This is a genomic window from Mycobacterium sp. FW102-FHT13B02 (assembly GCF_058790275.1).
The window spans coordinates 125,078-150,505 of record NZ_JBYTCM010000003.1 but is presented as its reverse complement, the minus strand read 5'-3'; the positions used below and the strand labels follow the sequence as shown (position 1 = coordinate 150,505).

At 65.1% G+C, this 25,428-nt stretch carries 29 protein-coding genes; 15 read left to right on the top strand and 14 right to left on the bottom strand.

Annotated features, from left to right (window positions below; translation table 11 throughout):
• The first annotated feature begins 70 nt into the window (after positions 1-70).
• A complete protein-coding gene (gene meaB / locus AC3WTE_RS06305; RefSeq protein ID WP_492436500.1) occupies positions 71-940 on the top strand; it encodes a methylmalonyl Co-A mutase-associated GTPase MeaB in 870 nt (289 codons plus the stop codon).
• On the opposite strand, the gene AC3WTE_RS06300 is transcribed toward meaB, so the two are convergent.
• Positions 937-1,497, bottom strand: a complete 561-nt coding sequence (locus AC3WTE_RS06300; RefSeq protein ID WP_492436499.1) for a TetR/AcrR family transcriptional regulator — start codon at positions 1,495-1,497, stop codon at positions 937-939. The two genes, meaB and AC3WTE_RS06300, sit on opposite strands and share 4 nt — an antisense overlap.
• A 155-nt stretch (positions 1,498-1,652) precedes the next feature.
• Between AC3WTE_RS06300 and AC3WTE_RS06295 the strand changes: the two genes are divergently transcribed.
• Genes AC3WTE_RS06295 through AC3WTE_RS06275 form a run of 5 tightly spaced genes read left to right on the top strand, consistent with a single transcriptional unit; the run spans position 1,653 to position 4,365 of the window.
• Entirely contained in the window at positions 1,653-2,288 is a 636-nt protein-coding gene (locus AC3WTE_RS06295) for a hypothetical protein (RefSeq protein WP_492436824.1), read from the top strand.
• Positions 2,285-3,025: a hypothetical protein gene (locus AC3WTE_RS06290; protein WP_492436498.1), complete on the top strand. Its 741-nt coding sequence runs from the start codon at positions 2,285-2,287 to the stop codon at positions 3,023-3,025. Before AC3WTE_RS06295 ends, AC3WTE_RS06290 begins: the two co-directional genes overlap by 4 nt.
• A gap of 3 nt (positions 3,026-3,028) precedes the next feature.
• Positions 3,029-3,586: a cytochrome c oxidase subunit 3 gene (locus AC3WTE_RS06285; protein WP_492436497.1), complete on the top strand. Its 558-nt coding sequence runs from the start codon at positions 3,029-3,031 to the stop codon at positions 3,584-3,586.
• A 1-nt stretch (position 3,587) separates the two neighbouring features.
• A complete protein-coding gene (locus tag AC3WTE_RS06280; RefSeq protein WP_492436496.1) occupies positions 3,588-3,869 on the top strand; it encodes a cytochrome C oxidase subunit IV family protein in 282 nt (93 codons plus the stop codon).
• On the top strand, positions 3,859-4,365 hold the full coding sequence (locus AC3WTE_RS06275) for a nuclear transport factor 2 family protein (RefSeq protein ID WP_492436495.1): 507 nt from the start codon (positions 3,859-3,861) through the stop codon (positions 4,363-4,365). Before AC3WTE_RS06280 ends, AC3WTE_RS06275 begins: the two co-directional genes overlap by 11 nt.
• A gap of 56 nt (positions 4,366-4,421) precedes the next feature.
• On the opposite strand, the gene AC3WTE_RS06270 is transcribed toward AC3WTE_RS06275, so the two are convergent.
• The 3 genes from AC3WTE_RS06270 to AC3WTE_RS06260 are packed head-to-tail and all read right to left on the bottom strand — an operon-like array spanning position 4,422 to position 6,832.
• Positions 4,422-5,261: a mycofactocin-coupled SDR family oxidoreductase gene (locus tag AC3WTE_RS06270; protein ID WP_492436494.1), complete on the bottom strand. Its 840-nt coding sequence runs from the start codon at positions 5,259-5,261 to the stop codon at positions 4,422-4,424.
• A gap of 53 nt (positions 5,262-5,314) precedes the next feature.
• Positions 5,315-6,115, bottom strand: coding sequence for an acyl-CoA thioesterase (locus AC3WTE_RS06265; protein WP_492436493.1), 801 nt, complete (start codon positions 6,113-6,115; stop codon positions 5,315-5,317).
• Positions 6,116-6,175: 60 nt separating this feature from the next.
• Positions 6,176-6,832, bottom strand: a complete 657-nt coding sequence (locus AC3WTE_RS06260) for a TetR/AcrR family transcriptional regulator (protein WP_492436492.1) — start codon at positions 6,830-6,832, stop codon at positions 6,176-6,178.
• Positions 6,833-6,994: 162 nt separating this feature from the next.
• Here AC3WTE_RS06260 and AC3WTE_RS06255 point away from each other — a divergent pair, with 162 nt between their 5' ends.
• Positions 6,995-8,167 (top strand): acyl-CoA dehydrogenase family protein, encoded by a 1,173-nt coding sequence (locus AC3WTE_RS06255; protein ID WP_492436491.1) that lies wholly within the window; start codon positions 6,995-6,997, stop codon positions 8,165-8,167.
• 247 nt (positions 8,168-8,414) lie between these two features.
• Here the strand turns inward: AC3WTE_RS06255 and AC3WTE_RS06250 are convergent, their stop codons facing one another.
• The 8 genes from AC3WTE_RS06250 to AC3WTE_RS06215 all read right to left on the bottom strand — a co-directional run bounded on the left by AC3WTE_RS06250 (position 8,415) and on the right by AC3WTE_RS06215 (position 15,564).
• Positions 8,415-9,653: an HNH endonuclease gene (locus AC3WTE_RS06250; protein WP_492436490.1), complete on the bottom strand. Its 1,239-nt coding sequence runs from the start codon at positions 9,651-9,653 to the stop codon at positions 8,415-8,417.
• A 181-nt stretch (positions 9,654-9,834) separates the two neighbouring features.
• On the bottom strand, positions 9,835-10,644 hold the full coding sequence (locus AC3WTE_RS06245; protein ID WP_492436489.1) for an acyl-CoA dehydrogenase family protein: 810 nt from the start codon (positions 10,642-10,644) through the stop codon (positions 9,835-9,837).
• A gap of 1 nt (position 10,645) precedes the next feature.
• The gene (locus AC3WTE_RS06240; RefSeq protein ID WP_492436488.1) at positions 10,646-11,776 is read right to left on the bottom strand and encodes an acyl-CoA dehydrogenase family protein; all 1,131 of its coding nucleotides are present in this window, start codon (positions 11,774-11,776) and stop codon (positions 10,646-10,648) included.
• Positions 11,773-12,189 carry a nuclear transport factor 2 family protein gene (locus AC3WTE_RS06235; protein ID WP_492436487.1) on the bottom strand — a complete coding sequence of 139 codons (417 nt, stop codon included), beginning with the start codon at positions 12,187-12,189 and terminating at the stop codon, positions 11,773-11,775. The genes AC3WTE_RS06240 and AC3WTE_RS06235 overlap by 4 nt, the downstream gene beginning before the upstream one ends.
• Complete coding sequence (locus AC3WTE_RS06230; RefSeq protein WP_492436486.1) at positions 12,176-13,387, bottom strand: metal-dependent hydrolase family protein; 1,212 nt, start codon at positions 13,385-13,387, stop codon at positions 12,176-12,178. Before AC3WTE_RS06230 ends, AC3WTE_RS06235 begins: the two co-directional genes overlap by 14 nt.
• Before the next feature lie 3 nt (positions 13,388-13,390).
• Entirely contained in the window at positions 13,391-13,729 is a 339-nt protein-coding gene (locus AC3WTE_RS06225; protein ID WP_492436485.1) for a hypothetical protein, read from the bottom strand.
• The gene (locus AC3WTE_RS06220; RefSeq protein ID WP_492436484.1) at positions 13,722-15,029 is read right to left on the bottom strand and encodes an SRPBCC family protein; all 1,308 of its coding nucleotides are present in this window, start codon (positions 15,027-15,029) and stop codon (positions 13,722-13,724) included. The genes AC3WTE_RS06225 and AC3WTE_RS06220 overlap by 8 nt, the downstream gene beginning before the upstream one ends.
• Positions 15,030-15,033: 4 nt before the next feature.
• On the bottom strand, positions 15,034-15,564 hold the full coding sequence (locus AC3WTE_RS06215; protein WP_492436483.1) for a carboxymuconolactone decarboxylase family protein: 531 nt from the start codon (positions 15,562-15,564) through the stop codon (positions 15,034-15,036).
• Between the two features lie 224 nt (positions 15,565-15,788).
• Between AC3WTE_RS06215 and AC3WTE_RS06210 the strand changes: the two genes are divergently transcribed.
• The 8 genes from AC3WTE_RS06210 (at position 15,789) to AC3WTE_RS06175 (ending at position 23,394) form a co-directional block, all read left to right on the top strand.
• The gene (locus tag AC3WTE_RS06210) at positions 15,789-17,066 is read left to right on the top strand and encodes an amidohydrolase family protein (RefSeq protein ID WP_492436482.1); all 1,278 of its coding nucleotides are present in this window, start codon (positions 15,789-15,791) and stop codon (positions 17,064-17,066) included.
• Between the two features lie 11 nt (positions 17,067-17,077).
• A complete protein-coding gene (locus tag AC3WTE_RS06205) occupies positions 17,078-18,244 on the top strand; it encodes an acyl-CoA dehydrogenase family protein (RefSeq protein WP_492436823.1) in 1,167 nt (388 codons plus the stop codon).
• A gap of 15 nt (positions 18,245-18,259) precedes the next feature.
• Positions 18,260-19,018: an SDR family NAD(P)-dependent oxidoreductase gene (locus AC3WTE_RS06200; RefSeq protein ID WP_492436481.1), complete on the top strand. Its 759-nt coding sequence runs from the start codon at positions 18,260-18,262 to the stop codon at positions 19,016-19,018.
• Positions 19,019-19,098: 80 nt separating this feature from the next.
• Positions 19,099-20,265 carry a CaiB/BaiF CoA transferase family protein gene (locus tag AC3WTE_RS06195; protein WP_492436480.1) on the top strand — a complete coding sequence of 389 codons (1,167 nt, stop codon included), beginning with the start codon at positions 19,099-19,101 and terminating at the stop codon, positions 20,263-20,265.
• Complete coding sequence (locus AC3WTE_RS06190) at positions 20,262-21,050, top strand: enoyl-CoA hydratase/isomerase family protein (RefSeq protein WP_492436479.1); 789 nt, start codon at positions 20,262-20,264, stop codon at positions 21,048-21,050. The genes AC3WTE_RS06195 and AC3WTE_RS06190 overlap by 4 nt, the downstream gene beginning before the upstream one ends.
• Positions 21,050-22,198 carry an acyl-CoA dehydrogenase family protein gene (locus AC3WTE_RS06185; RefSeq protein WP_492436478.1) on the top strand — a complete coding sequence of 383 codons (1,149 nt, stop codon included), beginning with the start codon at positions 21,050-21,052 and terminating at the stop codon, positions 22,196-22,198. Before AC3WTE_RS06190 ends, AC3WTE_RS06185 begins: the two co-directional genes overlap by 1 nt.
• A gap of 96 nt (positions 22,199-22,294) precedes the next feature.
• Positions 22,295-22,900: a TetR/AcrR family transcriptional regulator gene (locus AC3WTE_RS06180; protein ID WP_492436477.1), complete on the top strand. Its 606-nt coding sequence runs from the start codon at positions 22,295-22,297 to the stop codon at positions 22,898-22,900.
• A complete protein-coding gene (locus tag AC3WTE_RS06175) occupies positions 22,897-23,394 on the top strand; it encodes a hypothetical protein (RefSeq protein WP_492436476.1) in 498 nt (165 codons plus the stop codon). Before AC3WTE_RS06180 ends, AC3WTE_RS06175 begins: the two co-directional genes overlap by 4 nt.
• Before the next feature lie 4 nt (positions 23,395-23,398).
• Here the strand turns inward: AC3WTE_RS06175 and AC3WTE_RS06170 are convergent, their stop codons facing one another.
• Together AC3WTE_RS06170 and AC3WTE_RS06165 are read right to left on the bottom strand one after the other, a co-directional pair.
• Entirely contained in the window at positions 23,399-24,373 is a 975-nt protein-coding gene (locus AC3WTE_RS06170) for an NADPH:quinone oxidoreductase family protein (protein WP_492436475.1), read from the bottom strand.
• Entirely contained in the window at positions 24,370-25,398 is a 1,029-nt protein-coding gene (locus tag AC3WTE_RS06165; RefSeq protein WP_492436474.1) for a phosphotransferase family protein, read from the bottom strand. The genes AC3WTE_RS06170 and AC3WTE_RS06165 overlap by 4 nt, the downstream gene beginning before the upstream one ends.
• Positions 25,399-25,428 lie beyond the last annotated feature (30 nt).

Below are 25,428 nucleotides of genomic sequence, written 5' to 3'. Positions count from 1 at the left end.
GCAAGGAATACTCTCTTCAGTGGAGAATAACATTCTCAATCAAGAGGGTCGGTCGGATAGAGTTCGGACGATGACGATCGATGAGCTCATCGCGGCGGCTCGCGGCGGTTCCCTCCGCGCGGCTGGACGGCTGCTGAGCATGGTCGAGAGTCCGCGCCGGACTGAGGTTCTCGATGCCCTCGGCACCGCAACCCCGCCCCGGGTGCTGGGTGTCACCGGGCCGCCCGGTGCGGGGAAGTCGACGACCGTCGGGGCGCTCGTCGGCGCGTATCGCGGGCAGGGCATGCGGGTGGCGGTGCTGGCCGTCGACCCGTCGTCGCCGTACAGCGGTGGTGCGCTGCTGGGCGACCGCATCCGGATGGCCGCCCACATCAACGATCCCGACGTGTTGATCCGATCGGTCGCCACGCGTGGTCACCTCGGCGGCCTGGCCGCGGCGGTGCCCGCCGCGATCCGGGTGCTCGCCGCGCTGGCCTATGACCTGATCGTGCTCGAAACCGTCGGCGTGGGGCAATCGGAGGTCGAGGTCGCCGCCATCGCGGACCCGACGATAGTGATCGTTAACCCCGGTGCCGGCGACGCGGTTCAGGCTGCCAAGGCCGGTCTGCTCGAGGTCGCGGACATTGTCGTCGTGAACAAGGCCGACCGGGACGGCGCCGACCAGACGGTGCGTGACCTACATGCCGAAACCGCGGTACCGATCCTCAAACTCGTTGCCGCACAGGGTGAGGGAGTGTCCGAGCTGGTCGACGCGATCGATGCGCATCACCGCGCCGACAGCCCGGCCCGGAGGTCCGCCCGCGCCCGTGCGCAGATTCTGTCGCTGGCGCTGACCCGCCTGCGGGGCCACCCCGATCTCGATCGGCTCGCCGAAGCGGTGGCGAGCGGCGGCGACGACCCGTACTCGGCAGCGGAACAACTGATCGGCGGCGAGCCCTAGAGGCCCAGCATTCGCCGCGTCATCTCCAGGAGTTGTGCCCGCAGGGTGTCGTCGTCGATGTCGGCCACCAACGGGTGCATTACCGCCACGCTGATCGCGCTCGACAACATCGCCGCGTGCAGCCTGGCGGCGACGCCGTCGTCGGTGCCGAGCAGCGCGCCGTACAACCGCTCGACGAACCGCTGAAACGGTTCGTGTTCGGCCTGTAGGCGGATGATGACGGGGTCGAACTGCAGTACGTTGACCGCGCCGCGGCGGTCGATGGCCAGGTCGATCACCCTGTCGAGCAACACGTCACGGGCTTCGGTGGCGTGGCCGGTCGCCTCGGCGGCGTCAAGCGCGTCCTCCAATTTGCCGAGTTCGCGCTCGGTGATGGCGACGACGATTTCTTCCTTGGTCTTGAACTGTTTGTAGACAGCGGCTTTCGTCACGCCCATGGTGTCGGCGATCATCTGCAGCGAGGTGCCGCTGACGCCGTGCTCGGCGATCAGGGTGAGCGCGGCGTCGAGCACGCGGGTCTGGGCCGCGCTGCGCGTGATGTCGCTGAATCTCCCCACACGTCAAAGCGTAGCGGAGTATTGACCGTCAGGTTGCCGATCGGCTACCGTCCGAAGTAGCCGATCGGCAACCGATCGGTGGATGGAGGGAGTCCCCGGTGGACTTACGGCCCCAATGGATAAGCCTCTGGCTGGTACCGCTTTTCGGCGCCGTCATGGCGGTGGCATTCGTCGCCTTCCCGGGTTTCCTGCCGCCGATGCCGCCCAGCATGACGGCAGTACAGGTCGCCGACTTCTACGTCCAGCACACGGCAGCCATCCGGTTTTCGATGGTCACGTTCAACCTGTGCGCGATCATGCTGATCCCGTTCTTCATGACCATCGCCGTACAGATGAAGCGAATGTCGTTGCCCAGCCATGTCTTGGCGTACAGCTACATCGGGGCGGCCTCGACCGGCGCGACGCTGTTCGCCATCGCCGATATCTTCTGGCTGATCGCCGCCTATCGCCCCGGGCGGGACCCACAGCTGATCCTGCTGCTCAACGACATGGCCTGGCTGGTGTTCACCGCGCCGGTGGGAGCCGTCGTCGTGATGAATCTCGCTCTGGCGCTGGCGATTTACCTCGACCAGCGACCGGTACCGATCTTCCCCCGCTGGGTCGCCGGGTTCAACGCGCTGATCGCCGCTGCCATGACGCCTGCGGTCTGCGCCGTGATCTTCACCGACGGACCGCTGGCCTGGAACGGTGCAGTGTCGTTCTGGCTGCGACTGGGCGCATTCGGCCTGTATCTCATTGTCATGTTCGCCGTGGTGTGGTCGGCGATCAGTGCTCAGGCGAGGGAGACATGACGGTAGCACCGGCGTGGGCTGCCCCCGCGTGGACCCAGAAGCCGAAGATCGACCAGTGGATCGCGTGGTGGACCATCCCGGTCTTCTACAACATCTTCGGGCTCATCTTCGTGGTGCTGACACGGGTCATGCCGCCGCCGCGGCCCGACATCACCTCAGCCCAGATCGTGCAGTTCTTCGTCGACCACTCGCTGACCATTCGGATCGGCTTCGCGTTGCTGATGTTCTTCATCGGTTTCGCCAGTGTCGCCAACGGGCTGATCGCCCAACAGATCAAACGGATGTCGGTCAGTCCCGTCTTCGCGTACGCGTACATCGGCTCACTGGTGGTCGGCGGCCTGCCGGGTTGCCTGATTCCGGCATTCGCGTTCGTGGCGGCAGCGCTGCGGCCCGACCGCGATCCGCAGCTCATGGTGATGCTCTATGACTGGTGCCTCTTGTCGTTCGTCGGATCACTGGGATGCTTCTGCACTCAGAACATGGTGCTGGCACTGGCGATCTTCCTCGACCGCAACGACGTGCTGCCGAAATGGCTTGCCTACATGTCGATCTGGATGATCGTGACCGAACTGCTCGCCAGCCCGGTGTTCGTCTTCCGATCCGGACCGTTGGCCTGGAACGGGTCCATCAGCTTTTACCTCGGCACGGCGGTCTTCGTGGTGTGGGAGTTCTGCATGATCCGGCTGCTCTACGCAGCCATCAAGAATCAGTCGCCGAGCGAACAGGTTCAGGACTGAACCATGGCGCAGACCTCCGCGACGCACCTGCCCGCCTGCAAGGATCTCTGGGTCTTCGTCCTGGGCGACTTCGTCATCTTCGGCAGCTACTTCGTCATCTTCATGATTTCCCGCCACCAGCAGCGGGACCTGTTCATCGAGTCGCAGCGGCACCTGAGCCTGAACATCGGCGTGCTCAACACGCTGGTGCTGCTGGCCAGTTCGTGGTTCGTGGCGCGCGCCGTGCAGGTGGCGCGCAGTGGCGACTTTGAGCGGGCCCGGAAACTCACCGTCGGCGGTGGGCTGTGCGGGGTGGCGTTCATGCTCGTCAAGGCCTGCGAATGGTCAGCGAAAATTGCTCAGGGGCATACCTTTCCGAGCAACGACTTCTTCATGTACTACTACATGCTCACCGGCGTCCACCTGTTTCACGTTGCCATCGGCCTGGTGTTCCTCGGTGTGTCGTACTTCGAGCTGCGCAATCGCAAACGGGTCGCACCGGTCGAGACCGGCGCGACCTACTGGCACATGGTCGACCTGCTCTGGGTCGTCATCTTCGCGCTGCTCTATGTGATGAGGTGAGATGATCAGCCCCCAGGTCAATGCCGCACGCACCACCGCCGTCTGGGCCGGACTGTCGGTGATCACGGTGGTGTCCTGGTTCCTCGCGCCCGCCCATCATGCCGACCCGGTTGCCGCGAGCACGCCGATAACCATCGGGGTCCTGGTGTTGGCGGTCATCAAGACCCGCCTGATCATTCGGGAGTTCATGGAGGTGCGGACCGCACCTTTGTGGCTGAAACTGGCCACCGATGGCTGGCTCGTGGCGCTGTTCGGTGCGATCGTGGTGATCTATGTCTGGTGATCGCGCGACTGACCCGGCGGCATGGGCCGATATCGAGGCCATCAAGCAGCTGAAGGCCCGGTACTGCCGGCTGCTGGACACCAAGGACTGGGCGGAGTGGCGAAACCTCTTCACCGACGACTTCGTCAGCGATACCAGGCAATCGGGCGGCAAGATCATCAGCGGTGCAGACGAATTCGTGGCCTTCCTCCAGCGCACACTGGGCAAGCCGTCGCAACCGACCGTGCATCAGGTCCACGCACCGGAGATCGAGCTGACCTCACCGTCGACCGCGACGGGTATCTGGGCGCTGAACGACGTGGTGCGGCTGGCACCAGGGGTGAACCTGCAGGGCTACGGCCACTACCACGAAACATATGAGAAGGCCGACGGCCAGTGGCGAATCAAGACGTCCACGCTGACACGGCTGCGGGAAGACGTCTTCAATGGTGTCTTCTCGGTGCGGATCTCACCCCGCATCCGCGATGCCGCCGGCCGGTGGCTCCGGGGACGCTAACCGTCGACCAGCGGTTCGCCCCATCGTGCCCGGATGGCACCCATGGGAGACGCCCGCTACTTCAGGCAGCTACCGCCGTCGACCGGCAAGGTGACGCCGGTGATGAAGCGGGACTCGTCGGAAGCCAGGAACAGCACCGCGTTGGCAATATCCTCGGGCTCGACCCAGCCGATGGGCAACGTGTGCATCAGCTGCGCGACGATCTTCATGTCGTCTGGACCCGGGTTCTCCAGATCGGGGCGGAACAGCTTCATGGTGCCCTCGTTCATGAACAGCGGGGTGTTCACGTTGGTCGGGTGCACCGAGTTGACCCGGATATTGTGCTGGCCCAGTTCGACGGCGAACGTTCGCATCAGCCCGACGACGCCGTGCTTGGCGGCGATGTAGTGTCCGGTGTGGGGGTAGGCCTTCAGGCCGCCGACAGAACTGGTCAGGATGATCGAGCCGCCACGGCCGCCGGAGAGCACGTGCGGCACAGCAGCTTTGACCGTCTTCCAAACGCCGCTGAGGTTGACGTCGATCATGTCGGTCCAGTCGGTCTCGCTGGTCTTGTCGAGGGTGTCGCCGCCATTGCCGATGCCGGCGTTGGCGATGATGATGTCCAGACGGCCCAGCTCTTCGACACCGGCGTCGACCGCAGACTTGAGTGCGTCAAAGTCCCGCACGTCGACCTCAGCGGTGAAGATGCGGCGGCCCTTGTCCTTGACCAGGGCGGCAGTCTCCGCAAGGTCCTCCCGGGTGGACGGCGGGATGGGGGTGTTCTCGACGATCGACTTGCAGATGTCGACCGCGATGATGTCGGCGCCCTCCTCGGCGAGCCGGACTGCGTGTGCCCGACCCTGGCCGCGGGCCGCTCCGGTGATGAACGCGACCTTGCCCTCAACTCTTCCTGTCATGTGGTGCCTCAATTCCGTACTAGCAGTGGATATTTACTGTCGGGCGGCCGGCGCTACAGCCGGAGAAGAGCTTCCTGCGCGTAGGAGGCGGCCAATGCGCCCTCGGTAGTCAGGATGTCGCCGCGGCCGAAGCAGCGGCCGTGTGCCGCCAGCGGGCTGTGCTGACGCAGCAGCAGCCAGTCATCGGTGCGGAACGTGCGATGGAACCACAGCGTGTGTGACGTCACCGCGGACGTGAAGGCGGTGCCGTTGCCACGTTGGCTCAGGCCGTCGAGCGGGCGGATGGCGGTGCCGATCAGCGTCAGGTCCGTGGCGTACGCGGCCAGCGCCGGGGCGAGCCCAGCGTCGACGGCGGGGGTGCGCATCCAGAGCGAGTACTCGGCCGGCCCCGCCGCGGTCGTGTCGAGGCTGTCGGCGGAGCGGGTCTCCCACGGGATCAGATCTATCTTCGCCTCGTGCTCAGGGCCGAGAACGGTTGGGACGTGGTCGACGAACTGTTGATCGTGTCCGTCTTCGGGGACGTGCATCGAGATCGAGGCCGTCGCGACCGCGCCCTTGCTCTGTGCGGCGATGATTGACAGCGTTGCGAACGAGCGCCCCTCGTGGTGGCGCGTCACCTGGTAGGTGACCGGCTCGTCGGCACGGCCTTCGCGGGGAAACACCGTATGGATGGATTTGATCGCCTTGTCGGGCGTGGACAGGCAGGCCGCGCGGACGAACTGTCCGAGCAGTTGGCCGCCGAAAACCCGGTGATACTCCAGTGTCTGGTTACGCCCCACGAAAAGGCCGGCGTCGTCAGACGACTGCGGAGCCAGATTGAGGCAATCGAGAAGATCGGTCCACAGGTCGGGCACCTACGCAGTGTAAGTCAAATTCTTGAAAGTGAGAACCCTATTCTCGCTTTCGCTGGATTCTCACTTCGATGCGGCGAAACCGTTCGCCAGGAAGTCCCAGACCTCGTCGGGGGTGATGGGATGTGCGGTTGCATCGTCGGTGCCGCCGCTGGACTGCGCGATGAACATCACCGTCTGCATCACCATCGCCGCCATCCGCCGTGGGTTGACCGTCGAACGCAGTTCGCCTGCGGCGCTGGCACTTTCCATCAATTCGGTGAGCAGTGTCAGCAGCGGCGCGTGGGCGATCTTCACCTCGGCCGGATGGGTGACCAGCAGTCGGGGTGCGAAGTCGGTGAACAACGGACGCTTGGCCGCCGGGTCGGGCCGGCACAGTTCGTAGAGCAGTTCGACGGCGACCTTGAGCCGCTGCAGCGGGTCGGTCTCACTCTCCGTGGCGGCTCGAATCTGGTCCGCTGAACGGCTCAGCGCATCTTCGAACAGCGCCAGGAGCAGTTCATGCTTGCCGTCGAACTGCAGGTAGAAGCTCCGCAGGGACTGGCGCGAACGGTCGACGACCTCCTGGACGGTGAAGTCTGTGCTGCCCTTTTCGATGATGATCGACTGGGCCGCATCCAGGAATCGTTGGACGCGTTGTGCCGCCCGGAGTTTCGCCGTCTTGATGGAGCGTTCGACAGCGCGCTGTTTCCAGGCGGGATCTTCAGTCGGGCTGGTCACCGTACACCCATGTCATCAGCGGAGAACATGCATGAACTGTACCCGAGAACGGCCTGGTGACTGTTCGTCACGGGCCTTCTCATACTCCGTGTCAGAGATTGTAACTGTCTCATGGTGAGAATGGTATTCTCATGTACTGTCTGCTGGAAGGGGTTTGTCGAGATGCAGTTGACGTTCGATGCGGATGTCGAGGCCTTCCGATCCGAGTTCATCGACTTTCTCGACGCGCATCTGCCGGCGGAGGCCGAGTCCGTCGAACGGCCTCGGTCGACCGCGCACATCCCGGACTGGGCGCGGCGCTGGCAATGCCTGCTCTTCGACAACGGCTGGCTGCTGCCGGGCAATCCTCCGGAGTTCGGCGGACGCAACGCCACGTTGTTGCAGCAGTACGTGCACCAAGAGGAGATGTCCAGGCGCCGGATTCACCACAGCTTCAACCCACAGGGCGTCGGCATCATCGCGGCATCGCTGCTGACGTTCGGCACGCCTGAACAGAAGCAGCGTTGGGCTGTACCGATTCTGCGCGCCGAGATGACGGCTGCGCTGGGCATGAGTGAGCCGGGTGCGGGATCGGACCTCGCATCGCTGTCCACGCGTGCCGTCCGCGACGGCGACCATTTCGTGCTCAACGGGCAGAAGGTGTGGACCTCCGGCGCGCACGACGCGGACGTCATCCTGGCCTTCGTCCGTACCGACCCGGACGCGCCCAAGCACAAGGGCATCAGCGTGCTGCTGGTGCCCACCGACACCGAGGGCGTGGTGCGGAGGCCGTTCGCTTCCGCGTGCGACGTTGACGATCTCGACTTCAACGAAGTGTTCTTCACTGATGCACGCGTACCCGTCGAGAACCTTCTCGGGCCGCTGAACGAGGGCTGGCGGGTCGCCAATGGGTCACTGGGCCACGAGCGCACGATGTTGTGGATGGGATTCGCCGACCGGCTGCAGGACTTCGTCGAGGACATACACCCGGCCACTGACCGGGATCGGTCCCGGTTCGCCACCTTGGTTATGGATAACGTAGCGCTGCGTTGCCTCGGGTCGGCGGCGCTGGCCCGAGCGGCCCGGGGCGAGGAGGACGTGGCGCGGATGTCGGTGCTGAAATTCCTTGGCTCCGAAGCGGTACAGACCGCATCCGAGCTGGCGATGGATGTGGCCGGCCCCGATGCTCTGATCCACCCGGCCATGACTTCGCCGCATGTGCCGCTGAATCTCGACCCACACGCCGGGAGCTGGTTCGACCGCTACGTCCGCAGCTTTGCCGGCACCATCGCCGGCGGCACTTCGGAAATCCAGCGCAACATCATCGCCCAGCGGGTGCTCGGGTTGCCTCGGTGACGGATGGCCAAACCCGTTGGTGCGGAGGTCTTTGCGGCGCCCCGTCGCTCCAGCGTCGCGGCGCCTACTGGTCGATGAAGCAGGCCCGCCGGCCGCGCCGTTCGTCTGCAGCTGAGCCGAGCATCGTGCTCGGCCGGTGCGCGGGTCTGCTGCTGCCGCTCCGCCAGCTAAGCAGCAGGCCCGCGATCCCCGTATCACTGTTGAGTTGTCAAGGTGCACAGCAGGTTTCGGATAGAGCGTGAGGCGGCTATGCGGCCACGTCCAGTCGCATGGTGCGGCGGTTGTAGGCCGGGATGGGCTTCCGGTGTGGGTCCACGGTCACCGGTGGGATGAGCCAGGGGTGTTTGTCCAGGCCCATGACGACGTCCCAGCCGTCGTGATGGACATTGGCATGACAGCCCGGGCACAACAGGCATCCGTTGCTCAGTGATGTTTCGCCGTGCTGGGTCCAGTGCACGATGTGGTGGGCATGGGTACGTCCGGGCGGTCCGCCGCATTTGATGCAGCATTGATCGCGCAGATACAGCGCTTTGCGCAGCGGTGCCGGGAACAGCCGTTTGTCCCGCCCCATGTCCAGTGGTACCTGCTCGCCGTCCACGATCACCGTGGTGACGGTGGTGTCGCAGGTCAGCCGGTCCAGCGTCGCCGCGCTGATTGATCCCATGAACTCCAGCTGGGCCAGGTCCGGGGTGTCAGCGGGCACTGTCAGCAGCAGTTGGGTGCGCGGCGCGCTGGCGACGTCCCCACCCCGGGCGGCGATATCCAACACCGCTTCAAGCGCGTCGGCCCGGCGCCGTCCCGCCGAACGGGCATCAGCGGTGCCGTCGGGTTCGGGCCGCGGCGCCGACCACTGCTCCATCGCAGCCACCCATTTGGCACCCACTTCGGCATCCAGATCCGCCCGCACCTGCAACCGCCCATCGCTGGTCACCCGGTGATCGACCGTGTTGATCGACCGGTCCTCCGCGGCGGGCAGGCCACCCTCAGAGGCGGCGACCCGGTTGCCCAGCCGGCGGGCCCGGTCCCCGATCTGGGCGGGGGTGGCACCGGAGAAGCACTGCCCCAACAGGTCGGTCACCTGCCCGAATCGGGCTTCTTCGTCCACAGGGCCGGGTGAGCGGGCCCGAATATGGTTGATGCCCTTGACGATCGCATCCACGTGCTCACCCGAGATCGCCCCGTCACCGGTGTGGGCGGCCAGCGTCGGCAACGACGGCAGCGCCCCACCGATACGCACCAGCCGCTCCGCCACGCTCGGTGCACACCCCAACACCATCAACAACTCCCGCAGCGTCCGCCCCTGCCCCGCGGCCACACCCAACCAATCCAGCACCCCGGCCACCGTCGCCGTCAGATGATCAACCACGTTGCGCAGCAAAAGAAGCACGCGCATCGCCGCCAACGCGTCATCCCCAGCCAGGTCGTCGGGTAAGTGCACGCCCCGGAGGGTGTCGAGGCCGGCGGTGAGATCTGGCGTGATTCCCATGCCTAATTCTATAGAACAAGCGTTCGAACGACAAGGTTGGACTTCCGGGACATGAGCACGCAAGTCGCGCCAGTAACCTACCGTGACCAGCGTAAACAAAGTGGCCAAAGTTCTTCGGGCTGAGATTCGGGGAAGAGCGTCGGCGTGGCCGCATGTGAGGACGCGGCCCGGAACGCCGCGACTACAACTGCGCTAACCGCGGTGCCGAGCCCCGGGCTCGTAGCCCACCTCCGGCCTTCTTGGTGAGTTCCCTTGAACTGCCCAGCAATCCGTCGAGTACCAGCACGCGCTTCACATGGCGGTGCAGATCGTGCTCTGCGGTGAACCCGATACCCGCGAGCACCTGCTGGCAGTTCTTCGCGGCCGTCAAGGCCGCCTTGCCGGCCGCGGCCTTGGCGAGTAGCGCGACCAGGTCGGGGCTGTCCGAGATCGGTAGGCCCAGAGTCGCTTCGGCGCCTTCGATGGCGACGAGTGTCTCGGCGAGCCGGTGCCGGATGGCCTGAAACCCTGCGATGGGCCGGCCGAACTGCACCCGGTCCAGCGCGTGCTGACGCGCCAGCGACAGCATGGCCCGGGCTGAGCCGACCAGCCACCAGCCCACGGCGATGCGCGCCTCGGCCACGCGGATGGGATAGCCCTCGTCTTCGCGTCGCAGGGGCAACCCGCCAAGGGTGGGGTCCACCCTCGCAGCGCCTCGGTCCCACACCACCCAGGTGTTGCCGGCATACGGCAGCGGCAGTTCCACAGTGTCGCCGATGGTGTTGCCGGTGGCATACAGCACCACGTCCATGAGAATCGAAGCGTGTGAACCGGTCTCGCCGAGCAGGCGGAACACCAGCGGCACCGCGACATCGGCCATATCGGTGAGCATCTCGGCCCAGCCGATCTCGGTGAGTGCCGCGTCCAACTCGGGACCGGAGCATGTCAACATCGTCTTGCGCAGGGTGTCTTCCAGTAGCGCGAGTGATTCGGCGTCGAGGTGCGCGGGCATGTCACTCCTTCCCGAGGTCGAGCAGCCGGCGGGCGATGATGTTGCGTTGCACTTCGGCGGTGCCGCCGTAGATGGTGGCCGCCCGCGAGTACAGATACTCGGTGCGCCATGGGGTTTCGTCGAGTTCGATGATGCCGGGCAGCAGATCGCGCGCGGCGTCGTAGAGCCGTTGTTCGGCACCGGCCAGGAGCACCTTGTCGATCGAGGTGTCCGGGCCCAGTTTGTGCCCTTCCGCCAGTCTCAGCTGGGTGGCCCGGGACCGGCAGCGCAGGGTGTGCAGGGCCAGAAACACCTCGCCCAGATCGGAATCCGCGGGCTGGCCCTGATCTTTGACCTCCTGGATCAAGGCGTCGAATCGCGAATATAGGTAGGCGATGCGCTGCCAGAAGCAGGTCGAGCGTTCGTAGGGGAGCAGGTCCATCGCGAGTTGCCAACCGTCGCCGGGTTTTCCGAGCATCCGGCTCGCGTCGACCTCGACGTCGTCGAAGTAGACCTCGCAGAACTCGTCCACGTCGTGCATGGTGCGCAGCGGACGCACAGTGATGCCGGGGGAGTCCATGTCGACGAAGAATGCGGTGATGGCTTGGTGGTTCGGAGTTTCCGCATCCCCGGTGCGGGTCAGCAGGATGCACCGATGGGAATGTTGCGCGAAGCTCGTCCAGACCTTCTGGCCGTTGATGACCCATTTGTCACCGCGCCGCACGGCCCGGGTGGTCAACGACGCCAGGTCACTGCCCGAGCCCGGTTCGGAAAATCCTTGGCACCATTGCTCTTCACCGCTGAGTAGCTTGGGCACCATCTCGGCAGCCAATTCGGGCGACGCGTAGTCGATCATCGTCGGTGCCAGCACCTCGAGCATCGAGTACGGTCCGGGCTCGGCGAGCCGGCGGCCGACAACTTCCTCGCCGACGATGGCCCGCAGCATCGCGGGGCCACCGAGGCCGCCGGCGCGCTCAGGCCAGCCGTAGCGGCTCCAGCCGGCGTCGTAGAGGGCCTTCTGCACCCGGGCGAACTGGCGAAGGTGGCCATACAAGGAGTGGTCGGGCCCCGGGGTGAGGTCGTGCTCGTCGAGCCATGCCGTCAGGCGTGCACGGAATTCGGCGGCATCGGGGAGCGTGGCTGCGTCGATCACGGGCGGGGGCGACCTACCGCGTGTGGCCGGCCGGAGTCGTGTTCACCGCTGCGACGGATGAAAGTCATTGCCCTGGTGCGCAATCGCCAGCCGTCGTCCGTGCGGACGTAGGTGTCGCGGTAGTAGCCGATCCGCATGTCGTGGGTGGAGTGCTCGACGAAGCACAGGGGCTGGGTTCCGGTGGCGGTATCGCCGTCGAGGTCGACGAGCGCTGTCCCGGTCATGAACAGGCCTTTGGGTGCCGCATCCACCAGTTCGGGAAACCGATCCAGCGGGTAGGTGTCGCCGAACGCGCTGTATGTGCCGTCGGGGGTGAACACCGAGACGAGGCCGTCGATGTCACCCTGGGTGATGGTGACCGCGTACTTGGCGAGGAGCTGCTGGATCGCGACGATCTCGTCAGTTGCTGACATAGACCTTTCCCCCTTTCATCACGAAGCTGACGTGTTGCGTAACGCTGATGTCGGACAGCGGATCTGACGGCACGGCGATGATGTCGGCCAGCAGGCCCTCGGCGATCCGGCCACGGTCGGTGACGTTGAGGAGGTCGGCCGCGGTGGAGGTGGCGGCCCGCAGCACCGCCAGTGGCGGCAGGCCTAACTCGACCAGGGTGACGAGTTCGTCGGCGTTCTTGCCGTGCGGGATGGCCGGTGCGTCGGTGCCGACGGCGACCTTCACGCCGGCCTCATAGGCGGCCAGGATCGACTTGCGGGCGATGGGAAACATCTCGGCTGCCTTGGCTTGTAACTCGGGCGGGGCGTGTGAGACGTCCATGGCATCGGCGAGGCGCCGGGTGCTGACCAGGAACGTGCCGTGCTCGACCATCGATGCGATGGCCTCGTCATCGATCAGGAAGCCGTGCTCGATGCAGTCGATGCCGGCATCGACGGCATGCATGACCGCTTCGGCGCCGTGCGTATGTGCGGCGACGCGTAGCCCGCGCCGATGCGCCTCGTCGACGATGGCGCGCAGCTCTTCGTCCGAATAATGTTGTGCACCAGGCGGACCGGTCATCGACATGACGCCGCCGGAGCAGCACACCTTGATCAGCTGGGCGCCGTGCTTGATCTGGTAGCGGACCGCCTTACGGATTTCATCGACACCGTTGGCGATGCCCTCCTCGATGGTGAGCTCGAGTGTGTTCGGGGCGAACGCGGCGAACATCGTCGGGTCCAGGTGTCCACCGGTCGGGGTGATGGCGTGGCCGGCCGGCACGATGCGCGGTCCGTCGATCCAGCCGGCATCGATCGCTTTGCCTAGTGCGACGTCGAGCAGATAGCCGCCGGTTTTGACAAACAGGCCGAGGTTGCGCACGGTGGTGAACCCCGCGCGCAGGGTGCGGCGGGCATTGCCGACAGCGCGCAGGACCCGAGTCGGCGGGTCGTCCTGAACCTGGGACAGGCCGGGGTTTTCGCCTCGCCCGCCCATCAGGAGATTGACCTCCATGTCCATCAGTCCGGGCAGCAGGATCGCATCGCCGAGATCGATCACCTCACCTTCGACCGGACCGCCCACTCCCACAATCCGGTCGCCATCGACCCGGACGATGCCGGGGCGAACGACCTCCCCGGCATCGACGTCGAGTAGCCCAGCGGCTTTGAGAGTGAGCACGATCTAGACCACCGGCTCCCGCACCAGTTCGACCCACGCGGCCCCGCTGTCGAGCACGCGCGGTTGTTTCCACACCTCGACAGGGAAGGACACCATCACGACCGATTGCATTAGATGCATCAGCCGCTTGGCGTCATCTGGCATGTCGTGCAACGGGAATCGGGCGTCCAGATAGACCATGACCTCTTCGAGCCGCGCCATTCCGACGTCGTAAAGGTCCTGCATCTCGTCCATGCTGGAGGCCAGACGCTTGGCGTAGCGCTCCGGCTCTGTTGCCAGAATCCAGTCGGAGAACCGCTCGAGATCGGCGAATTCTGCTGGAAGCAAGGCGGTCTCAGACATGTGCAACTCTCCCATTGGTCTTCACGGACTGTTCCGACTTGTACTCGTCGACGTACTTGTGCGCGGTGTGGTGCAGGTGGCGCAGCAGAATCTCCTGATCGCACAATGGGAATTCGGTGACAGCCCGCGTACCGATCTGGGTCTGCGTGGCCTCCAGGGTGTTGGCGTCCTGCAACGCGTACTCCTTGAACGTCACCGCCGCCAGCTCCTGTGATAGCCGCTGCCGCGTGTTCTTCGGCGGGACGAAGTAGAGGTTCGCCTCGAAGATGTGGCTGTCGACGCCCGTCGGCCAGTAGTTATAGGTGAGGTACCAACCAGGAACCCACAGCAGCAGGGTGAAGTTGGGGAAGAACTCGAAGGAGTCCTGGCCCCAGGTCTTCTGCCGTGCAGGGTTGACGGCCGGCGGGAGTTCTTCCGGCAGAATGCCTTTGATGTCGGGGCGGTCCCATGGACCGAACAGGCCGCTGTGCAGAATTCGTTCGATCGGCTTGACCATGTTCAAATCCTTGGGCGGGCTCATGCCGCCCCAGGACGAGATCATCGAGTGGTCGCCTTTGATGTCGTAGTGCAGGGCCTCGAAGCCGACCTTGGCGAGCTTGTCGGCCTCTTCCTTGGTCGCCTGCTTCATGTGCAGGATCGGTGCGTGGTAGAACTCGACGAAGGCGTCGATGAACAGCTTCCAGTTCGCCTTGATGTCGGAGCGGTAGCTGTAGACCTCGGTCATCTCATGGAAGGGATAGCCTTCCAAGCCTTTTGCGAAATCGCCGAGGTATTCGTGCAGCGGTGCTGCGTCGTCGTCGAAGTTGACGAAGATGAACCCCTCCCACACCTCGCAGCGCACGGGCTTGAGCGGGTAGTCGGCTTTGTCGACGTCGAAGAACTCCTGCTCCTGCTGGATGAACGTCAGGTCGCCGTTGAGCGCGTACCGCCAGGCGTGGTACTTGCAGGTGAACTGGCGGCAGGAGCCTGACACTTCCTCGCCTGGATAGTCGTTCCACACCAGCTTGTTTCCGCGGTGCCGGCACAGGTTGTAGAACGCGCGCACCGTGTCATCTTTGTCTTTGACGATGATGATGGATGTGCCGGCGCCGACCGACGGCATCTCGCGGGTGAAGTAACTTCCGACCTTGGGCAGCCGCTCGACGCGGCCCACATGCAGCCAGGTCTTGCGGAAGATGGCCTGCTGCTCCAGCTTCCACTGCTCCGGGTCGATGGAGTCGGTGTAGTCGACCGGCGCTGTACCCAGTTCGGGCCAGTTCTCGGTCCAGCTGCCTGCGGCAGGTTTGGGGAAGTGGGCCATATGTTTACGTCTCCTGTTCCAGCTCTGTGCCAAAAGTGTTGAAAGCCATTGCCAGCGCGGCATACGAACCGATGGTGAACATCAGGTCCATGAGCTGGCGCTCTTCGAGCCGCTCGCTCAGCGCTGACCAAGTGGCGTCGGAAAGGGTGTACTTGTCCAGCAGTTCGTCGGCCGCGATCAGCACTGCTCGCTCGAAGTCGTCGCCGGCCTCTCCTCGGGTGACCGCGTCGATTTCATCGTCGGTCAGTCCCGCCTGCCGGCCGATCTTGACGTGCTGGAACCACTCGTACTCGCTGCCGGTCCGGTGCGCGACGCGCAGAATGGCGAGCTCGCGAACCCACTCCGGCAGTGTCGAGGAGTACAGCAGATAGAAGCTGTACCGAAGGTAAGGCCTGGCCAGCTTCGGGTGACGGGCGAGCGTGCCGATCAGATTGCTCACCTTCTCGGGATCGCGCTGCTCGTCCGACACGAGACCGGCCAACGCTTTGTCGACCTCGTCGTCCCAACGGTCAGCGGGCAGCGGGGGGAGGCGCATCCGGCCAGGTCCTCTCGTCGATGAGAATGTGATTCTCATTTCTGACTAATACATTTGCACGTTTCGTCGCCGCGGTCAACGCCGGGCGCCATTCCGGCTGGCGCGTTGCCTGGTCGGCCGGCATGTGTCTATGTGGACGTTGATTCTCTCTGGGAGAGAAGCTAGTTTTCATTGGTAGAGAACTGAGTGGGAGGAAGGCTTGGGATGAACGAGGAAGGCTTGGGATGAACAAGGAAGACATGATCCTGATCAGCGTGGACGACCACCTGGTCGAACCGCCGGACATGTTCAAGAACCACCTGCCTGCGAAGTACCTCGATGACGCACCCCGCCTCGTGCACAACGCCGACGGCAGCGACATGTGGAAGTTCCGCGACGTCGTCATCCCGAACGTCGCGCTCAACGCGGTCGCCGGCCGTCCCAAAGAGGAGTATGGGCTGGAACCTCAGGGGCTCGATGAGATCCGCCCGGGCTGCTACAACGTCGACGAGCGTGTCAAGGACATGAATGCCGGCGGCATTCTGGGCTCCATCTGCTTCCCGTCGTTTCCCGGTTTTGCCGGCCGGCTGTTCGCCACCGAGGACGAGGACTTCTCGCTGGCGCTGGTTCAGGCCTACAACGATTGGCACATCGATGAGTGGTGCGGTGCCTACCCGGCCCGTTTCATCCCGATGGCCATCCCGGTGATCTGGAATGCCGAGAAATGTGCGCAGGAGGTGCGGCGCGTCGCCGAGAAGGGCGTGCACGCGCTGACGTTCACCGAGAATCCGGCGGCCATGGGGTACCCCAGCTTTCACGACCCGTACTGGAATCCGTTGTGGGAAGCGCTGTGCGACACCGGAATGGTGATGAATATCCACATCGGTTCGTCGGGCAAGCTGGTCGTCACCGCGCCGGATGCGCCGATGGACGTCATGATCACCCTGCAGCCCATGAACATCGTGCAGGCTGCCGCCGACCTGCTGTGGTCGCGGCCCATCAAGGAGTACCCGGACCTCAAGATCGCGCTGTCCGAGGGCGGCACCGGGTGGATTCCGTACTTCCTCGAGCGCGCGGACCGCACCTACGAGATGCACTCGACGTGGACCAAGCAGGACTTCAAAGGCAAGATGCCCAGCGACGTGTTCCGTGAGCACTTCCTGACCTGCTTCATCAGCGACCCGGTGGGGGTCGCGCTGCGCAACAACATCGGTATCGACAACATCTGCTGGGAAGCCGACTATCCGCACAGCGATTCGATGTGGCCGGGCGCTCCGGAAGAACTGTGGGATGTGTTGTCCGCCAACAGTGTTCCGGATGGCGATATCAACAAGATCACGCACGAGAACGCGATGCGCTGGTACAACTTCGATCCGCTCCGGCACATTGCGCGCGAGCAGGCCACGGTCGGCGCGCTGCGCAAGGCGGCCGAGGGGCACGACGTGTCGATTCAAGCGCTCAGCCACCATGCCCAGGGCACTCGGGGCGAGGCGCTGCACGCCGCTGCGGAGGCCAACAGTTGATCTCGTCCGGTATGAACTTCGCGCTGTCCGAAGATCAGGAGCTCATCAGGTCATCGGTAGCGCAGTTGGCAGCCAAGTTCGACGACCACTATTGGATGGAGAAGGACCAGGCACACGAGTTTCCTCGGGAGTTTTACGACGCCATCGCCAAGGGTGGTTGGCTCGGCATGACCATCCCGGAGGAGTACGGCGGCCACGGCCTGGGCATCACCGAGGCCACCCTGTTGCTCGAGGAGGTGGCGCGGTCCGGGGCGGCGATGAACGGAGCCAGCGCCATTCACCTGTCGATCTTCGGCATGCAGCCGGTCGTCAAGCACGGATCGGAGGAGATGAAGAAGGAGACGCTGCCACGCATCGTCAACGGCGACCTGCATGTCTGCTTCGGTGTCACCGAACCGGGTGCGGGGCTGGACACGTCGCGCATCACGACGTTCGCGAAGCGCGAGGGCGACAAGTACCGGATCAACGGCCGAAAAGTGTGGATCTCCAAGGCCATCGAGTCGGAGAAGATCCTGCTGCTGACCCGCACCACGCCATACGACCAGGTCACCAAGAAGACCGACGGCATGACGCTGTTCCTGACCGACCTCGACCCCAACCACGTGGACATCCGGCCGATCCGCAAGATGGGCCGCAACGCCGTCAGCTCCAACGAGGTTTTCATCGACGACCTCATGGTGCCGGAGGCGCACCGGGTCGGTGAGGAAGGTCAGGGCTTCAAGTACATACTCGACGGGCTCAACCCGGAGCGGATGCTGATCGCCGCAGAAGCCCTCGGTATCGGACGGGTCGCGCTGGAGAAGGCGGTCAAGTACGGCAACGAGCGCTACGTGTTCAACCGCCCCATCGGCATGAATCAGGGCCTGCAGTTCCCGCTGGCCGACTCGCTGGCCCGCCTGGATGCCGCCGAGCTGATCCTGCGCAAGGCGACGTGGCTCTATGACAACGGGAAACCCTGTGGGCGCGAGGCGAATACCGCAAAATACCTATGCGCTGACGCGGGATTCGCCGCGGCCGACCGGGCCCTGCAATTGCACGGCGGCATGGGATATTCCGAGGAGTACCACGTGTCGCGGTACTTCCGGGAATCCCGCCTGATGAAGATCGCACCGGTGAGCCAGGAGATGATCCTGAATTTCCTTGGCGAACATGTGCTCGGCCTTCCCCGCAGTTATTGAGATGGAGTGCTACTGATGAGGACGTATTTCGACCTGACCGGACGCGCGGCGCTGGTCACCGGTGCCGCCGGGGGCATCGGCTCGGCGGTGGCCGGCGCCTTGGCGGCCGCGGGGGCCGCTGTACTGGTCACCGATCTCGACAAGGACGCTGCCGCCTCTGTGGCGGAACGTATTTCGCAGGCGGGCGGTCGCGCCGAGTCCGCGGCGCTCGATGTGTCAGATCGTGACTCCGCGGATGCTGCCGTCGCGCAGGCGGCGGCATTGGGTGACGGGGCGCTGCACATCCTGATCAACAACGCCGGCGTCACCAAGCCGGCGATGTTCGAGAAGACGACGCAGGACGCGTTCCGATTGCTGTTCGACATCCACGTGATGGGGGCGTTCAACGTCACGCAGGCCGCGCTGTCCTACCTTCCGACGGACGGCACGGGGCGCATCGTCAACGTGACGTCGGCGGCCGGGCTGACCGGGACGCTCGGCCAGGTGAACTATTCGGCGGCCAAGGCGGGCATCATCGGTTTCACCAAATCGCTTGCGCGCGAGCTCGCGACGAAGAGCATCACGGTCAACGCGCTGGCGCCGCTGGCGGCGACGCCGATGACCGAGACCATCCGCACCAACGAGAAGTTCGCGGCGAACATGATGAACCGCATCCCGATGAAGCGCTGGGCCGACCCCGACGAGGTCGCCGGTGCATTCGTCTTCATGGCTTCGGATGCCGCGTCGTACATCACCGGCCAGGTGTTGCCGGTGGACGGCGGGATGGTCATGTGACACCTCGGGGGCCCGGGGCACCGCCCGCTCGCGGGGGAGAGCGCAGCGATCGGGGGGAAGACACCGCACCACTTTCGGGCGTGACGGTGATCGCACTCGAACAGGCCGTGTCCGCGCCGATGTGTACCCGTACGCTCGCCGACTTCGGTGCCCGGGTGATCAAGGTGGAGAACCCGAACGGCGGGGACTTCGCACGAGACTACGACGACGTGGTGAAAGGTCAAGCCGCCCACTTCGTCTGGGCGAACCGCGGCAAGGAGTCGGTGACGCTCGACCTGAAGACGGACGACGGCCTGGCCGTGCTGCATCGACTCCTGGACCGCGCCGCCGTCCTGGTGTCGAACCTGGCGCCGGGCGCCACCGCGCGGCTGGGCATCTCGCCCGCCGATCTGGCCGGCTCACATCCTCATGTGATTGCTGTGGAGATCGACGGCTATGGCGCCGGCGGACCGCTGTCCCACAAGCGGGCCTACGACCTGCTGGTGCAGGCCGAGTCGGGAACGTGCGCGATCACCGGGGCACCCGGCGCGCCGGCCAAGCCCGGCCCGCCTGTCGCGGATATCTCGTCGGGCCTGTATTCGGCGCTTTCGATACTGGCGCTGCTGTTTTCGCGTGACGCGCGGTCGCGCCGCGGCGCGGCGGTTAACGTCAGCCTGTTCGACACCATGGCCGAACTGATGGGCTACCCGCTGACCTACACCCAACATTCCGGCATCGACCAGCAGCCCCTCGGCATGAGCTCGCCCGCGGTGTCGCCGTACGGGGCGTTCGCTACCGCCGACGGCCAGACCGTGGTGCTGGGCACCACCAACGACCGCGAATGGCAACGCCTGGCACGCGAGATCATCGAGCGTCCCGACCTCGCCGACGATACGAGGTTCGCCACCAACCCGGGCCGGTGCGAACACCGCGATGTGCTGAACGAGGCGATCGGATCATGGTGCGCCGCCAATGATCTGGCAGACATCCAGAAGGCCGCCGACGAGGCCGGCATCGGCAACTCCCGCTACAACCTGCCCAGCGAGGTGCTGGTGCACCCGCAACTGTCCGAGCGCGACCGGTGGCGCCGGGTCGACACGCCTGCCGGTCTGATCGACGCCATCCTGCCGCCGCCCATCATCGAAGGCTTCGAGTTCCCCATGGGTGCGGTGCCCGGTCTCGGCCAGCACACCGACGCCATCCTGGCCGAACTCGGCTACACCCCCGAGGAGATCGCCGGACTGCGCGGGCGCGGTGCCATCGGATGAGTGTGCTGCTCCGCGAGGACCGTGACGGCGTGCGCACGTTGACGCTGAACCGTCCGGAACGCAAGAACGCCATCAACCCCGAACTGTGGGTGCGGCTGGCCGAGGAACTGCACGCGGCGGACCGTGATCCCGGGCTGCGGGCGGTGGTACTCACCGGTGCCGGGGGAGCGTTCTGCTCGGGGGCGGATATCTCCGAGCCCGAGGACATCCACCCGCTGCGTAAACTGCAGAAGCTCACCGATGTCGCGGTGGCGCTGCACGAGCTGTCGTTGCCCACCATCGCCAAGGTGACCGGCGTCGCCGTCGGGGCCGGCTGGAACCTGGCGCTCGGATGCGATTTCGTGGTCGCCACCCCGGATTCGCGGTTTTCCCAGATCTTCTCGAGGCGCGGGCTGTCTCTGGACCTCGGCGGCTCGTGGCTGTTGCCCAAGATCGTCGGCCTGCAACAGGCCAAAAGACTTGCGCTGCTGGCCGAGATGATCGACGCCGATGAGGCCCAGGCGCTCAGTCTGGTGACCTGGGTGGTGTCGGGGGCCGAGATCGACGGCTTCGTCGACGATCTCGCCGCGCGGCTGGCGGCAGGTCCGACGGTCGCGCTCGGGCAGGCCAAGGCCCTGTTGAACCAGGGTGCCGACGCCACCCTCCGGGACGCCCTGGCAAACGAATCCCGGGCCCAGGCAGTCAATTTCGCCACCGCGGATGCCGCGGAGGCATATGCGGCCTTCGCCGCAAAACGCGAACCGATATTCACCGGCCGATGGGCCGTGCCCAGATTGGAGTCTTGATGCGCCGCGATCTGTTCACCGAGGACCACGAGGCCTTCCGCAAGCTGGTCCGCGACTTCGTCGCCAAGGAGGTGCAGCCGTACTTCGCCGACTGGGAGAAGTACGGCCAGATGCCCCGCTCGATCTTCGAGCAGATGGGCTCGCTGGGGATGCTGGGGATGGCCATTCCCGAGCAGTACGGCGGGTCGGGATTACCCGACTACCGCTACAACGTCGTGCTCCAGGAAGAGGCGGCACGCGCCCTCGTCACGCTCTCGACGGTTCGCACGCAACTCGACGTGATCCTGCCGTACTTCCTGCACTACGCGAATGCGGAACAGCGCGCTCGCTGGTTTCCCGGCCTGGCGGCCGGCACCCTGCTGACGGCTGTCGCGATGACCGAACCCGGCACGGGCTCTGACCTCGCCGGGGTACGCACCACCGCGGTGCGTGACGGTGACAGCTACGTCCTCAATGGCGCCAAGACCTTCATCACCGGTGGGCTACTGGCCGACTTGGTGATCGTGGTGGCCCGTACGTCCACCGATCCGGAAAACCGGCGGCGAGGGCTGTCGCTCATCGTCGTCGAGGACGGCATGCCGGGGTTCGAAAAGGGCCGGGTGCTGGACAAGATGGGGTGCAAGGAGCAGGACACCGTCGAACTCGCCTTCACCGATGTGCGCGTACCCGCGGCGAATCTGCTGGGGGAGGAGGGCGAGGCGTTCGGCTACCTCGGCCACAACCTGCCGCAGGAGCGGATGACGGTCGCTGTCGGTTCCGTCTGCCAGGCGCGCGCCGCGGTAGCCACGACCATCGATTACGTCAAGGAACGCAAGGCATTCGGCACGCCGGTGGCGTCGTTTCAGAACACCAAGTTCGAACTTGCGGCGATGTCGGCCGAGATCGAGGCTGCCCAGACCATGGTCGACAAGGCCGTCTCCGAGCTGAATGCGGGGGAGCTCTCCGGAGCCGACGCGGCCCGGGTGAAGTTGTTCTGCACCGAGGTTCAGGCCCGTGTGGTCGACCGCTGTGTTCAGTTGTTCGGCGGCTACGGCTACATGCTCGAATACCCGATCACCCGGCTCTACATGAACGCCCGCGTGGCCCGCATATACGCGGGGACGAGTGAGGTGATGAAGCTGATCATCGCGAAGTCGCTGGGCCTGTGACCGCTCAGCGGAAACAATTTCGCTGAGACCCTTGTCACACCGGTCAAACCAACCTACTGTGTGTTCACTAGGTTAGTTCGGCCGAAGGGAGCAGGCGTGACGGAGCCTCGTCCCTACGCCTCACTCTTTGCCAAGGGTGACGACCGTAAGGCGCGGATCCTCGAGGTTGCGCAACGTCTGCTTGCCCGAAATGGTTGGCGCAGTACGTCATTGGCTCAGATCGCCCGCGAGGCGGGGGTGACGCCTGCTGGCCTGCTGCACCATTTCGAATCCAAGGAGCAACTGCTGCACGCAGTGCTCGACGCGCGCGACGCCGACGATGACGCCCACGCGGACCGCAGTGGTGACCTGATCGAAGAACTGATGCGCGTGCCGGAGCGGTTCGAACGGTCGCCGGAACTCGTCGGCACGTTCGCTGTGCTGTTGATCGAGAACATCCTGCCCGACGCGCCGTTGCACGACCGCATGGTCCGGCGCTACGAAGCTGCGCTCGGAATCCTCAGCAACGGCATCCGCGAAGCCCAAGAGGCTGGCCGCTATCGCAGTGACATGGACCCCGCCGTCAAGGCGGTGCAGATTTTGGCCTTTGTCAACGGAATGGAGACATTATGGTTACTCGATCCTTCGATGCCGGTGACCGACGTGTTCAAGGACTACGTGGAGTCGTTACGCCGGGAGCTGGCCCCGACGGGCCAAAGATGAAGTACCGATTCGACGTCGTGGCCGCCACCGTCGCGGAGGCCGTGGAAAACGCCGGCGGCTGGTTGTTCGACCGGGTGACGGCGGGCTGGGACGTCACGGTTTTGATCGCTGACTGCGATGAAGACGACCGCCCGCTGCAGATTTTGGGCGTCCACGCCGCGGACCTCGAGTCTGCGTTCATCGACGTGATGACGCGGCCGCACCCGCAGACCGTGGCCGTCGCGGCCCACCTGTTCGACACCGAACCCCGGGTGCGCAGCGGAGTCCTGGCTGCGTTGGCGGCCGGCCAGACCGAGGTGACGTTGTGGGGCGACACGTGTCCCGCCGAGCTGCACGGTATCGACACCGTCCATCACGAATTGAGCGCGGCGGCAAGGGCGTTCAAGTCTCAGGCGCTGGCCGCCTGCGGTATTCAGCGAGCGGTCAACTGCACCGAGACGTTCCGCATCGGCATGATGGCCTCGGTCGCCGCGGACCTCGTCCCGGCAAGCTAGCCGGTTACCTCGATTCAGCGACGTCGATGAGGACCTTGCCAACGGCCTTGCCGTCGGCAACCAGGCGCAGGGCCCGCGCGGCGTCGTCGAGCTGGAAGACGGCGCCGACGTGGGGCACCACCCGTCGAGCGGCCAGTAGTTCGGCGAGTTCGGTTCGGTTGCGCTGAAATTCGTCGGGCGGGATGTCCCTGAGCTGGAAGCCGATGACGTGTGCGCCCTTGATGAGGATCAGATTCATGGGAATGCGGGGAATGACACCCGACGCGAAGCCGACGGTGACGAAGCGGCCACCGGGCCGCAGTGATCGCAGTGCCGGTTCTGAGACATCGCCTCCTACCGGATCGATGACCGCGTGTACGCCGTCCGGGACGGCTTGACGCAAGGCGTCGCGCAGGTCCGAGGTGCCGTGCTTCACCAGGTGGGCGGCGCCGTATGACGCTGCCACGGAGAGCTTCTCGCCCGATGACGCCACCGCCGTGACGGTCGCGCCGAGCAAGACGCCCAGTTGCACGGCAGCCAACCCGACACCGCCCCCGGCGCCCAGCACCACCAGGTCCTGCCCGGAGCCAACCTGCGCCGCGGACCGCAGCGCGTGATAGGCGGTGCCGTGGGCGACGCCGTATGCGGCGGCCGTCCGGTCGTCGATGCCGTCGGGGATGCGGGTCAGTCCGGCGGTGGGCGCCACCACCTCCTCGGCGAAAGCGCCGTGCAGAGCGGCACCGGACACCCGGTCACCGACCGCGAAATCGCCTGTGGCTTCGGCGACTTCGGTGACCATGCCGGCGAATTCGCTACCCGGCACGAACGGCGTCGGCACGCTGACCTGGTACTGATTCGCGATGAACAGCACGTCGGGAAAGTTCACCGCGGCGATATGGACACGGACCCGGACCTGCCCGGCGGACAGGGTGGGTGCCGGGACATCGTCGACCCGGACCACCTCCGGTGGGCCGTAACCGGAGCAGACGACGGCTCTCACCGGTAGTCGCTGGACTCGGCGAGTTCTGCCGCCTCACGCATCAGCGAGGTGACGACAGGTCCGTAGGCGAGGAGTTTCTCGTTGTCACCGGCTCGCTGGAAGCCCTGCTCCAGCACGATCGCCAGCTTCCATTTGGCCAGCACGAGGTAGTAGTCCAGATCGTCGACCTGGCGTCCGGACACCTTGGCATAGTGGTCGACGACCGCTGTGCGCGAGGGCATTCCGCGCATGTCCACGTAGTTCATGGCCGATGGTGCATCGGTATTCTCCGGCCAGCTCTGCACCATCCAGCCCAGATCGAGCTTGGGGTCGCCCACCGTGCCCATCTCCCAATCGACGATCGCAGCCATGGTTGCCGGTGCGCCGTGCCGGTACATCACGTTGGCGAACTGGTAGTCGCCATGCATGAGCCCGGGGATGAAGTCGAGGGGCCGGTGACTGCGCAGCCACTCGGTGGTGACGGCCAGGCCGTCGATCTCCCGGCCCTTGATGCGCTCGAAGAAGGCGGTCCAGCGATCGACCTGGCGTTCGTGAAAGCCATCGGGGCGGCCAAGATCATGCAGTCCCTTGGCTTTCCAGTCGACTTTGGACAGCAGGGCGATGCCCTCTGCGAGTTGATACGACAGACCCGCACGCGCGTCGACGTCGCTGCGGAACGGGTCGGGCCATACGCCGTGCTGGTCCATGGGAGACCAACCGTCGACGTGGCCCATCAAATAGAACGGCCGGCCGAGTACCGTCGCGTCCTCGCACACTCCCACCGCTGCGGTGTGCGGCACATCGGTGCCGTCGAGGGCTTCGATGATGCGCCACTCGCGCAAGATGCCCTGGTCTCGGTCGGCCGGAGCCTCCAGCGGCGGCATGCGCAGAACGCAGGTGTGCTCGCCACGGGTGATCCGGTAGATGACGTTCTGCGTGCCGCCGGACAGGTATGCGGCTTCGAGGGGTTCGCCTGCTCCGGGTAGTCCCGACCGGTCCATCCAATCAGCAAGGTGCGCAACATCGATCACAAGTTCCCCACTCATTCGACCTCATGACGAGAAAGTCGTCTTCTC